Annotated in this window: 11 protein-coding genes and 1 pseudogene; 8 read left to right on the top strand and 4 right to left on the bottom strand. The window is 65.4% G+C overall.

Features of this window, described 5'->3' with window-relative positions; translation table 11 throughout:
- Positions 1-341 precede the first annotated feature (341 nt).
- A complete protein-coding gene (locus QJT82_RS33135; protein WP_028343245.1) occupies positions 342-1,268 on the top strand; it encodes a peptidylprolyl isomerase in 927 nt (308 codons plus the stop codon).
- A 376-nt stretch (positions 1,269-1,644) separates the two neighbouring features.
- On the top strand, positions 1,645-2,904 hold the full coding sequence (argJ, locus tag QJT82_RS33140; RefSeq protein WP_028343244.1) for a bifunctional glutamate N-acetyltransferase/amino-acid acetyltransferase ArgJ: 1,260 nt from the start codon (positions 1,645-1,647) through the stop codon (positions 2,902-2,904).
- A gap of 276 nt (positions 2,905-3,180) precedes the next feature.
- Here argJ and QJT82_RS33145 read toward each other — a convergent pair.
- Positions 3,181-3,999 (bottom strand): annotated as a pseudogene (locus QJT82_RS33145) (pilus assembly protein); the annotation flags it as partial.
- Positions 4,000-4,181: 182 nt separating this feature from the next.
- Between QJT82_RS33145 and QJT82_RS33150 the strand changes: the two are divergent.
- A complete protein-coding gene (locus QJT82_RS33150) occupies positions 4,182-4,592 on the top strand; it encodes a (deoxy)nucleoside triphosphate pyrophosphohydrolase (RefSeq protein WP_028343243.1) in 411 nt (136 codons plus the stop codon).
- A 568-nt stretch (positions 4,593-5,160) separates the two neighbouring features.
- Here the strand turns inward: QJT82_RS33150 and QJT82_RS33155 are convergent.
- Positions 5,161-6,003 (bottom strand): methyltransferase domain-containing protein, encoded by an 843-nt coding sequence (locus QJT82_RS33155; protein ID WP_028343242.1) that lies wholly within the window; start codon positions 6,001-6,003, stop codon positions 5,161-5,163.
- A gap of 77 nt (positions 6,004-6,080) precedes the next feature.
- Here QJT82_RS33155 and QJT82_RS33160 point away from each other — a divergent pair, with 77 nt between their 5' ends.
- The 5 genes from QJT82_RS33160 to QJT82_RS33180 all read left to right on the top strand — a co-directional run bounded on the left by QJT82_RS33160 (position 6,081) and on the right by QJT82_RS33180 (position 9,090).
- Entirely contained in the window at positions 6,081-6,890 is an 810-nt protein-coding gene (locus tag QJT82_RS33160) for a ComF family protein (RefSeq protein WP_028343241.1), read from the top strand.
- 29 nt (positions 6,891-6,919) lie between these two features.
- Positions 6,920-7,192: a glutaredoxin 3 gene (gene grxC, locus QJT82_RS33165; protein WP_028343240.1), complete on the top strand. Its 273-nt coding sequence runs from the start codon at positions 6,920-6,922 to the stop codon at positions 7,190-7,192.
- A complete protein-coding gene (locus tag QJT82_RS33170; protein ID WP_028343239.1) occupies positions 7,192-8,070 on the top strand; it encodes a carbon-nitrogen hydrolase family protein in 879 nt (292 codons plus the stop codon). Before grxC ends, QJT82_RS33170 begins: the two co-directional genes overlap by 1 nt.
- Entirely contained in the window at positions 8,067-8,537 is a 471-nt protein-coding gene (locus tag QJT82_RS33175; protein ID WP_028343238.1) for a DUF1178 family protein, read from the top strand. Before QJT82_RS33170 ends, QJT82_RS33175 begins: the two co-directional genes overlap by 4 nt.
- Positions 8,538-8,649: 112 nt before the next feature.
- Positions 8,650-9,090, top strand: coding sequence for an EamA family transporter (locus QJT82_RS33180; protein ID WP_028343237.1), 441 nt, complete (start codon positions 8,650-8,652; stop codon positions 9,088-9,090).
- Positions 9,091-9,149: 59 nt separating this feature from the next.
- On the opposite strand, the gene QJT82_RS33185 is transcribed toward QJT82_RS33180, so the two are convergent.
- Complete coding sequence (locus QJT82_RS33185) at positions 9,150-10,046, bottom strand: DMT family transporter (protein ID WP_028343236.1); 897 nt, start codon at positions 10,044-10,046, stop codon at positions 9,150-9,152.
- 169 nt (positions 10,047-10,215) lie between these two features.
- Positions 10,216-10,497 carry a GIY-YIG nuclease family protein gene (locus QJT82_RS33190; RefSeq protein ID WP_028343235.1) on the bottom strand — a complete coding sequence of 94 codons (282 nt, stop codon included), beginning with the start codon at positions 10,495-10,497 and terminating at the stop codon, positions 10,216-10,218.
- Positions 10,498-10,609 lie beyond the last annotated feature (112 nt).

A 10,609-nucleotide genomic window follows, 5' to 3' on the forward strand; every position in this document is an offset into this window, starting at 1 on the left:
GGAATAGTCTTGGAATTCAGTCTGGATTACAGCCTGAGATGGTCCGCCGATCGCCTATCAACTCACCGTGACGCGCTACGGTTCGAGCCCCGGCCCGGAGCTCCTCCGCCAATTGAGTGGGAAACAGGCCATCCTGGGTTCAACGGCGAAAAACGCAGCAAAATAAGCGCTCTCACCGCTGACGCGGTTGGCCAGAGATATGGCCCGGTCGGGGGGTTGTCAACGCTGGCAAGATGTCAAGGAATTCATCATTTTGACAAGACTTTCGCGTTGCCAATGTAACACGATTGGGCGAGTGTCCGCCCCGCTCGAGCTTCCTCCCTTTGAGACAAGGATTTTGCATGACCACCTCGCCTCCGGAAACCAAAACCGGCCTGCGCCTCGGCCTCGCCACCCTGGCCGCGACGGGCTGTCTTGTCGCAGTGCTGGCTGCCGGCCTCCCGGTCCGGGCCGCGGAATCCGACCCGGTGCTGGCGAAGGTCAACGGTTCGGAGATCCACGCCAGCGACGTGGCGCTCGCCGAGGAGGAACTCGGCCCGAGCCTGCAGCAGATGGACCCCTCGACCCGCAAGGACAACGTGCTGTCCTTCCTGATCGACATGAAGATCGTGTCCAAGGCCGCCGAGGACAAGAAGATCGAGAACAATGACGACTTCAAGAAGCGGCTCGCCTTCACCCGCAACCGCCTGTTGATGGACAGTCTGCTTGCCAACGAGGGCAAGGCCGCGACCACCGACGACGCCATGAAGAAGGTCTATGAGGAGGCCGCCAAGCAGATCACCGGCGAGCAGGAGGTGCGCGCCCGCCACATCCTGGTCGAGACCGAGGACGAGGCCAAGGCGATCAAGGCTGAGCTCGACAAGGGCGCTGACTTCGGCGAGCTCGCCAAGAAGAAGTCCAAGGACCCCGGCGCCTCCGACGGCGGCGACCTCGGCTTCTTCACCAAGGAGCAGATGGTGCCGGAATTCTCCGCGGTCGCCTTCTCGCTCGAACCGGGCAAGATCTCCGATCCGGTCAAGTCGCAGTTCGGCTGGCACATCATCAAGGTCGAGGAAAAGCGCAACCGCAAGGCGCCCGACTTCGAGCAGGTGAAGGCCCAGATCGAGACCTATGTGACCCGCAAGGCGCAGGCCGACTATGTCGCCAAGCTGCGCGAGGCCGCCAAGGTCGAGCGCATGGACAAGCCGGCCGACGCCGCTGCGCCGGCCGATGCCGCCAAGGACGCGCCGAAGCCGGCCGACAACAAGATGGCGCCGCCGAAGAAGTAAGCTTCGAAACAAAAGCTGCTGCGATGGCCGGGCATGTCCCGGCCATTTGCGTTTTGAGCCCGCCCTCGTAGCCCGGATGAAGCGCAGCGAAATCCGGGGTCTGTTGCCGCGGAGGGACTCGTCCCGGATTGCGCTGCGCTCCATCCGGGCTACGGCCTCTTTGAAGATCGCGTCGTCCCGGCGCAGGCCGGGACCCATACGCCGCAGCGGAGCTTGTCTTGCCGTGGCAGCAGTTTCTTGAACAATTGATGACGGTGGTTATGGGTCCCGGCCTTCGCCGGGACGACGCTGTCGCGCGTTCGCATCGCAGCCCTCTCCCGCTTCTCGCGGCGAAATGTTATGGAGCGCTTCCCTCCCCGTAGCCGGAAGCTTCCCGATGTCCACCGCCGTCTCCCCCCTCGCCCCGCCCGACGTTCCCGAGATGCCCGTGATCGCGGGTGTGCGGCTTGCGACCGCTGCCGCCGGCATCCGCTACAAGGGGCGCACCGACGTGCTGCTCGCGCTGCTCGACAAGGGCACCACGGTGGCTGGCGTCTTCACCAAGTCGAAGTGCCCGTCGGCGCCGGTCGAATGGTGCCGCGCCAAGCTGAAGGGCGCAGGATCTTCTAAAAAAGGATCGGCGCGCGCGCTGGTGGTCAATTCCGGCAACGCCAACGCCTTCACCGGCAAGACCGGCAAGGCGTCCACCGCGCTAACCGCGCAGATCGCGGCGAAGGCGGTCGGCTGCGCGACGTCGGACGTGTTCCTCGCCTCCACCGGCGTGATCGGCGAGCCGCTCGACGCCACCAAGTTCGACGGCGTGCTGGCGCAGCTCGCCGAGACCGCGACCCCCGATCTCTGGATGGACGCGGCGAAGGCGATCATGACCACCGACACCTTCCCGAAGGTCGCGACCGCGACCGTGAAGCTTGGCAAGGCCAAGGTGACGATCAACGGCATGGCCAAGGGCGCCGGCATGATCATGCCCGACATGGCGACCATGCTGTCGTTCATCTTCACCGACGCGCCGCTTTCGGCATCGGTGCTGCAATCGCTGCTCAAGGCCGGCGTCGAGGATACCTTCAATGCGCTGACCATCGACGGCGACACCTCGACCTCGGATACGCTGCTGGCATTTGCGACCGGCGCGGCGGCAGCCAACGGCGCGCCGAAGATCTCGCGCGCCAGCGACCCGCGGCTGAAGGCCTTCACCAAGGCGTTCCAGCAGATCCTCGCTGATCTCTCCGAGCAGGTGGCGCGCGACGGCGAAGGCGCCCGCAAGCTGGTCGAGGTCGTGGTCGAGGGCGCCACCACAAAACCGTCGGCGCGCAGAATCGCGATGTCGATCGCCAATTCGCCGCTGGTGAAGACCGCGATCGCCGGCGAGGACGCCAATTGGGGGCGCGTGGTGATGGCGGTCGGCAAGGCCGGCGAGCCCGCCAACCGCGACAAGCTCTCGATCTCCTTCAACGGCATCCGCGTCGCCAAGAGCGGCGCGCGCGACCCTTCCTACAACGAGAAGGAGGTGTCGGAGGCGATGAAGGCGCCGAAGATCCAGATCAAGGTCGCGCTCGGCCTCGGCAAGGCCAAAGACCGCGTGCTGACCTGCGACCTCACCAAGGAATACGTCGCGATCAACGGCGATTACCGGTCGTAGCGGCCGACATAACGTCGCCACCTCCGTCATTGCGAGGAGCGAAGCGACGAAGCAATCCATCGTTCCGAGCGTACTGACAGATGGATTGCTTCGCTTCGCTCGCAATGACGGCGTGAGTCCCGTCATCCTGAGGAGCGCGTAGCGCGTCTCGAAGGATGCACGGCCACGAGAGCGCCGCATAGAGAAACCCTGGCCGTCGACCCTTCGAGACGGCCGCTTTGCGGCCTCCTCCAGCGACAACGGCAAAGCCGTTGCGCGGGGGTGACGGTGAGAGAGCTAACTGCTGATTCGCGCGTCGGCGACGGCCTTCTTGAACAGCGCATTCATCGCGTCGGCGATGCCTTGCGTCGGGCTGACCTCGAAATAGAAGCCCGGCGACGCGCAGGCCTGCATGTCCTGCGCGATCTGGCTGTTCGGCGACGGACCGAACGGGCCCTGGTTGAACGGATCGATCCAGGTCATGTACCAGTTGTTGGTCGGCAGCTGCAGGTAAGTCGTGTAGAGCACCGCGATCTTGATGCCGCGGTTCTTGATGGCGGTGCACAGCGCCGGATTGATCGGCGACTGGCAGCGATTGCCGCCGCTGATCGGCTTCAGGCAGCTTGAATTCGGCTCGTCGGCCACGCCGTCGGACACGAAGAACAGGTATTTCATCGGCGCTGCCGCCGTGCCCGGACCCGGTGCGCTGATCGCGTTGCTGATGGCCGGAAGCACCGTGGAGAATTGGCTGTCCTTGTCGGCGGTGTAGGAATCGTTGTTGCCGTAGACGCCCATCAGGTCGATGTTGCCGGCCGCGGTCTTGGCGCTCGACAGGCTGGTCGACAGCGAGAACAGCGCGCGCAGGCCGATCGTCTTCGACGAGGCGCCGAAATCGTAGATCGCCATCCGGTACTGGCTGGCATAGGTCGCGGTGTTCGCTGCCGTGTCCATCAACTGCTGGGTCGCGCTGCGCAGCACGTCGATCCGCGTCGTGACGCCGAGCGTCTTGGCGAGATTGTAATAGTTGTTGGCATCGTTGTAGTCGTGACAGGCGAAGGCGCACTGGTCGGACGTGTTGTTGACCATCTTGGTCACGTCGGCGGGCGTCGCCGCGAGGTGCTCATGGGTTATGTCGGCAAAGAATATGATGGGCGGATAAATGAGAACCTTCACCTTGCCGGATGCGAATTAAGGCCGGCTTATCGCAATCGCGGAAAGCCGCGCGGGCATAAATCGTTTGGCTGACAGCGCGTTGCTGGTTAATGAAAGCTTGAAGATCGGAAGGAATCCCCCGCTGCATGGCTGACATCAAGCTGACCCTCGTCGTCGCCTGCGCGCTTGTCGATGCCGACAAGCGCGTGCTGCTGGCGCAGCGCCCCGAGGGGAAGGCGCTGGCCGGCCTGTGGGAATTCCCCGGCGGCAAGATCGAGCCCGGCGAGCGGCCGGAGCAGACCCTGATCCGCGAGCTGCACGAGGAGATCGGCATCACCGTGAGCGAGCCGTGCCTCGCGCCGCTGACCTTCGCCAGCCATGCCTACGAGACCTTCCATTTGCTGATGCCGCTCTACATCTGCCGGCGCTGGGAGGGCATCGCGGTGGCGCGCGAGGGCCAGAACCTCGCCTGGGTCCGCGCAAGCAAGCTGCGCGACTACCCGATGCCGCCCGCGGACATCCCGCTGCTGCCGCATCTGATCGATCTGTTGCTGTGATCGTCTTCGCCTGTCCCGCTTGCGGGGGAGGCGCGCTGCCAAAATATCGAAAACAACCCCATGCAAAGTAGGTGGCGGTGGCCGGCGTTCGATCGGGCGACTTGACACGTCGGGCAACTCACCGGCATAATTCCATTATTCCGAAATCGCGCAGACGCACGCTCGCCTTCCCCGCAAGGGCAGGCAATCGCATATGAATGCGACTTATCCGCTGGTTCGGTCGGCCTCTCCCGCTTGCGGGGGGGGGGGCCGGATCGCATCGCAGATGCGGTCCGGGTGGGGGCTATTTCCGCGATACGACTTGTGGAGAGACCCCCACCCCAACCCTCCCCCGCAAGCGCAGGGCTATCGCATATGGCGACCGCGCAAGTGCTTGGCCTCGTGGTTCGAGACGCGCCGCAAGCGACGCTCCTCACCATGAGGGTCTACTATTGTGCCGCAAAAACAAGACCTCATCCTGAGGAGCCTGCCGAAGGCGGGCGTCTCGAAGGATGGCCACGAGGGCACCGCCACGAAATGCGATACCCCTGCCCGCAAGCGGGAGAGGGAGCCTTGCCGCGTTGCGTCCCTAACGCTTCGTCCCCTTCACCGCCGCCTCCAAGCTCGCTTTCGCCGAGCCGGGCTTGAGCGGCTTCGGCTGGCTTTCATGCGGCGCCCAGCCGGAGAGCCAGACGATGTCGAAGGTGGCGCGGATGCGGCCGTCGGGATCGGCGAAGCGTTCGCCGTAGATCTGCGCCATCCGCAGCATGGTGGCGCGGCGGGTTAAGGTGTGACGGCGCTCGCGCAGCACATTGGTCGCGCCCATTCGCCGCAAATCGGCCATCAGCGCGAACGCGCTGGCATAGCGCACGACGACGCGGTCGACGTCGGTGACCGGCAGTGCGAAGCCGGCCCGCTGCAACAGCGCGCCGATGTCGCGCAGATCGGCGAACGGTGCGACGCGCGGCGACGCCCCGCCCTCGCACTCGGCCTCCGCCGCGGCAAAGCTCTGCCGCAGCTCGGTCAGCGTATCGCCGCCGAGCATCGCCGCCAGCAGCAGCCCGTCCGGCTTCAGCGCCCGGCGGATCTGCGCCAGCACGCCCGGCAGATCGTTGACGAACTGGAAGGCGAGCGCGGAGACCACGAGATCGCGCGACTCCGGCGCCAGTCCGAGCGATTCCACCTCACTGAATCCGGTCGCATCGACCGCGGCGACACGCCCATGCAGGGCGTCCGCGAGCCCGTTGCCCGGCGTCCAGACATCGGCCGCCGCCGAAAAGCTGCGCGATACCGCCTGCAAGCGGTCCGCCATGTCTTCGCTGGCACGCTCGAGCAGGAATGTCGCCGCGCCCTCGCGCCGCGCGCGTGCCAGCCGCGCGCCGAGCAAGGCGCGGTCGAACAGGATGGGGGCTGAGGGCGGAGGCGCTGCCATGTCCGCTGGTTACGCCGGACAGCCGCCGCAGGCAATGCGCCTTGAGCCGGCGTTGCTCAAACGCTAGCCTCGCCGTCATGGACGCCGAGGCATCACCGACACGCTCCATTACCGGTCACGTCCACCGCGCGCTTGGCGCGATCGGGGGCGCGTGGCTGCGCACGGCGCGGCTGGCGCTCGATATCGCGCTGCCGACGCTATGCGTTTCGTGCCGTGAGCCGGTCGATGGCGAGGGGGTGTGCGCGGCCTGCTGGGCCAGATTGTCGTTCATCGCGCCGCCGTTCTGCCCGCGGCTCGGGATTCCCTTCGTCTATGATCCCGGGCCCGAACTGCTGTCGATGGAGGCGATTGCCAATCCACCGGCCTACCAGCGCGCCCGCGCCGCGGTGCGCTATGACGATGTCGCGCGCACGCTGGTGCACGCATTGAAATACCAGGATCGCACCGATCTGGCGCCGACAATGGGTCGCTGGATGGCGCGGGCGGGGAAGGAATTGCTCCGCGACGCCGATCTGCTGGTTCCGGTTCCTCTGCACTGGCGGCGCGGCTGGAGCCGGCGCTACAACCAGTCCGGGGCGCTCGCCAAGGTGATCGCGCGCCAGAGCGGCGTCAAAATGGCTGCCGAAGCGCTGCGGCGCATCCGCGCCACCGAGCAGCAGATCGGGCTGTCACGCAAGGATCGCGCCAGCAATGTGCAGGGCGCATTCGGGGTCGCCGACGAACGCAAGGCTGACGTCCAGGGCCGCCGCGTGATCCTGATCGACGACGTCCTGACCTCGGGCGCGACAGTGGATGCCTGCGCGCGGGCGCTGCTCCGCGCCAAAGCCGCGCAGGTCGACGTGCTGGTGTTTGCCCGGGTTGTCGATACCCACCGCGCTCCCATATAATCTGACATTCTGGTTCAACCGAGCGCACCATGACCGCTGCCATTGAAATCTACACCCGCCCGGGCTGCGGTTATTGCACCGCGGCCAAATCGCTTTTGACGCGCAAGAACGCCGCGTTCACCGAACTCAGTGTCGCCAGCAACCCGGCCTATCGCGACGAGATGTACGGTCGCGCCGGTACCGGCTCGACCTTCCCGCAGATCTTCATCGGCAAGACCCATGTCGGCGGCTGCGACGAACTCTACGCGCTCGACCGCGAGGGCAAGCTCGACAGTCTGCTCAGCAACGGAGGCGGCGCCTGATGAGCACGGACAATATTTTCACCGCCGCAATGGTGCAGATGCGCACCGGGCTCTTGCCGGAGCCGAGCCTCGAGCAGGGCACGCGACTGATCCGCGAAGCGGCGGCGCAAGGTGCCAAATACGTGCTGACCCCCGAGGTCAGCAACATGATGCAGCTGAACCGCAAGGCGCTGTTCGAGCACTTGGCGAGCGAAGAGGACGACACGTCGCTGAAGGCCTACCGCGCGCTCGCCGCCGAACTGAAGATCCATCTGCATATCGGCTCGCTGGCGCTGCGCTACTCGCCGGAGAAGGCGGTCAACCGTTCGTTCCTGATCGGGCCGGAGGGCAATCTGCTCGCGAGCTACGACAAGATCCATATGTTCGATATCGATCTTCCCGGCGGCGAGAGCTACCGCGAATCGGCCAATTATCAGCCCGGCGAGACCGCCGTGATCTCCGACCTGCCCTGGGGCCGGATCGGACTGACGATCTGCTACGACGTGCGCTTCCCGGCACTGTATCGCGCGCTGGCCGAGGCCGGCGCGTCGTTCCTCACCGTGCCGTCCGCCTTCACCCGCAAGACCGGCGAAGCGCATTGGCACACGCTGCTGCGCGCCCGCGCCATCGAGACCGGCTGCTTCGTGTTCGCGGCAGCGCAGGCCGGCCTGCATGAGAACAAGCGCGAGACCTTCGGCCATTCGCTGATCATCGACCCCTGGGGCGAGATCCTCGCCGAGGGCGGCGTCGAGCCGGGCGTGTTCCTGGCCGAGATCGATCCGGCCAAGGTCGAGACCGCGCGCAAGACCATTCCCTCGCTGCAGCATGGCAGGCGTTTCGGCATCGCCGACCCCAAGGCCGGCCCGGAGCATCTGCACCTCGTGCGGGGTTCGGCATGATCCGCTACACGCTGCGCTGCGAGCGCGGCCACCAGTTCGAGAGCTGGTTCCAAAGCTCCTCGGCCTATGAATCGCAGGAGCGGCGTCACCTGATCGATTGCCCGTCCTGCGGCTCCGACAAGGTCGAGCGCGCGATCATGGCGCCGCAGGTCGTCAGCAAGAAAGGCCGCGAACCGGCTCAGCCGGCGCCGGCCGCCCCCGTCGAGGCGACTGGCAATGAATCGACGTCGCTGATGATGGCGCAGGAGCGCGAGCTGCGCAGCAAGCTGAAGGAGCTGCGCGACCACATCGTGAAGAACGCCGACAATGTCGGCGACCGCTTCCCCAACGAAGCGCGCAAGATGCATTACGGCGACATCGAGCACCGGCCGATCTATGGCGAGGCCTCGCCCGAAGAGGCCCGCGCGCTGATCGACGAAGGCGTCGAGGTCTCGCCGCTGCCGACGCTGCCGGAAGACCGGAATTGAGCACAGCGTCATTCCGGGGCACGCGAAGCGTGAACCCGGAATCTCGCGCCGCAACCTCGAGATTCCGGGTTCGGTGCTGCGCACCGCCCCGGAATGACAATTCGGGAAGAGCATGACCCCCGAAACCTTCTCCTCCTGGCAGGTCTGGGCGTTTCTTTCCGCCGTGTTCGCCGCGCTGACCGCGATCTTCGCCAAGGTCGGCGTCGAGGGCATCAACTCCGATCTCGCCACCCTGATCCGCACCGTGATCGTCTTGATCACCCTGTCGGCCATCCTGTTCGCGACCGGGCAATTCACCCAGTCCGGGCCGATCTCGGGCAAGAGCTGGCTGTTCCTGCTGCTGTCCGGGCTCGGCACCGGCGCGTCGTGGATCTGCTATTTCCGCGCGCTCAAGCTTGGACCGGCCACACTCGTCGCGCCGATCGACAAGCTCAGCGTGGTGCTGGTGGCGCTGTTCGGCGCCACCTTCCTCGGCGAACGCCCCTCGGCCTATGGCTGGATCGGGATCGCGCTGATCTCCGCGGGCGCGGTGCTGGTCGCGGTCAAGGGCTGATCGCGTTTTCGAGCGAAGCGGGCACCGGTTCGCATGAAGAAAACGCGTCAAGCAAGAGTCTAGGCAGCGATCAATAAGGCGACACCGATCACGATCAGCACGATGCCGAACACCTCGCGCAGCGAGAACGGCTGCTTGAGCGAGAAATACGCCACGCCCTGCGCGAACAGCACCTCGATCAGCGCCAGCGTGCGCACATTGGCGGCGGCGGTGAGCGCGAACGCCAGGAACCAGAATTGCGATGAGAACGCGCCCATGAAGCCCGCGAACATCGAGGGCCGCCATAGCTTGAGGATCGACCTCAGCACGTCGGGCGCGCGCAGCAACAGATAGACCGAGAGGATCAGCGTCTGCACGAGGAGGCTCCACATCAGCGTGTAGGAGGCCGCCGTGACGAACGAGACCGAGGGCACCGCGATGATCGCGCCGCGAAAGCTCACCGCCGAGATCGCGAACACCGCGGCGGCGCCGAGGCCAAGCACGGTCGGGCGCAGGTCGGCAAAGCTCTTCTGCCCGCCGGGCCGCAGCGCGGTGATGACGACGCCGATGGTCGCGATCACGATCGCGATCACCTTGGTCGTCGTGAGATGGTCGCCGAGGAAGATGAAGCCGAAGATCGCGGTCTGGATCGCCTCGGTCTTCATATAGGCCGTGGTCACCACGAAGGAGCGGTCGTTCATCGCCAGCAGCATGAAGCCGGTGCCGACGATCTGGCTGAGCGCGCCGGTCACCAGCCACGGCCAGAACGCCGCCGCCGGCCACGGCACGCGATCCCCGGTCAGCAGCACCGCCAGCGCGAAGACCACCGAGAACGGCAGGCCGAACAGGAAACGGATATTGGTCGCGCCCCAGGTCCCGAGCGGCCCGGTCAGATGCCGCTGCATCGCATTGCGCGCCACCTGCCCGAACGCGGCGACGATGGTGAAGGGAATCCAGAGCGAGGCGATCGTGAACATGGGGGATAAGGAAAGCATACCGGCGGGAGGACACGCACAGCGTGCCGATTGCCGCTGACGCGGTCAACCGAGTGGGCGCATGACTGGATTGCGCGATGTCCACAAACTCGCTGTCGTCCCTGCGAAAGCAGGGACCCATAACCACAAGAAGCGGTTTGGGGCACACCAGTCAGACAAGCAGATCGCTAAGGTCTCGCCACTCCGGATTATCGCGCTCGATCAGTTCGATCTTCCAGTCACGCTTCCACCGCTTGAGCTGCTTCTCACGCGTGATGGCCTCTTCTGCGAGTTGGTAAGTCTCGACATGCACGAGGCGATACACGCCGTACCTTTTGACAAACGACGAGCCCTTGCCGGCCTTATGCTGCTTGAGCCTTGTCTGCACGGAATTTGTCACGCCGATATACAGCGTACCATGGCGCCGGCTTGCGAGGATGTAGACATAGTACATGCTCGGAACGCGGACCTCGCCCGACTATCTGGGCCGGTGGTTATGGGTCCCTGTGTCTTGGAAGTCTGTCAGGATGAGGGTGGGCGGGAAGCCGTTGGGTCCTTGGCGCTTG

Source organism: Bradyrhizobium sp. Mp19 (assembly GCF_029952935.1).
In the GTDB taxonomy this organism is placed as follows: Bacteria; Pseudomonadota; Alphaproteobacteria; order Rhizobiales; family Xanthobacteraceae; genus Bradyrhizobium; species Bradyrhizobium elkanii.

Bases quoted from the DNA above. Each gene is read 5' to 3' on its own strand.
- QJT82_RS33180 (WP_028343237.1), top strand. From the start codon at position 8,650: ATGACCCCCGAAACCTTCTCCTCCTGGCAGGTCTGGGCGTTTCTTTCC.
- QJT82_RS33135 (WP_028343245.1), top strand. From the start codon at position 342: ATGACCACCTCGCCTCCGGAAACCAAAACCGGCCTGCGCCTCGGCCTC.
- QJT82_RS33155 (WP_028343242.1), bottom strand. From the start codon at position 6,003: ATGGCAGCGCCTCCGCCCTCAGCCCCCATCCTGTTCGACCGCGCCTTG.
- QJT82_RS33185 (WP_028343236.1), bottom strand. From the start codon at position 10,046: ATGTTCACGATCGCCTCGCTCTGGATTCCCTTCACCATCGTCGCCGCG.
- QJT82_RS33170 (WP_028343239.1), top strand. From the start codon at position 7,192: ATGAGCACGGACAATATTTTCACCGCCGCAATGGTGCAGATGCGCACC.
- QJT82_RS33190 (WP_028343235.1), bottom strand. From the start codon at position 10,497: ATGTACTATGTCTACATCCTCGCAAGCCGGCGCCATGGTACGCTGTAT.
- grxC (WP_028343240.1), top strand. From the start codon at position 6,920: ATGACCGCTGCCATTGAAATCTACACCCGCCCGGGCTGCGGTTATTGC.
- QJT82_RS33175 (WP_028343238.1), top strand. From the start codon at position 8,067: ATGATCCGCTACACGCTGCGCTGCGAGCGCGGCCACCAGTTCGAGAGC.
- argJ (WP_028343244.1), top strand. From the start codon at position 1,645: ATGTCCACCGCCGTCTCCCCCCTCGCCCCGCCCGACGTTCCCGAGATG.
- QJT82_RS33150 (WP_028343243.1), top strand. From the start codon at position 4,182: ATGGCTGACATCAAGCTGACCCTCGTCGTCGCCTGCGCGCTTGTCGAT.
- QJT82_RS33160 (WP_028343241.1), top strand. From the start codon at position 6,081: ATGGACGCCGAGGCATCACCGACACGCTCCATTACCGGTCACGTCCAC.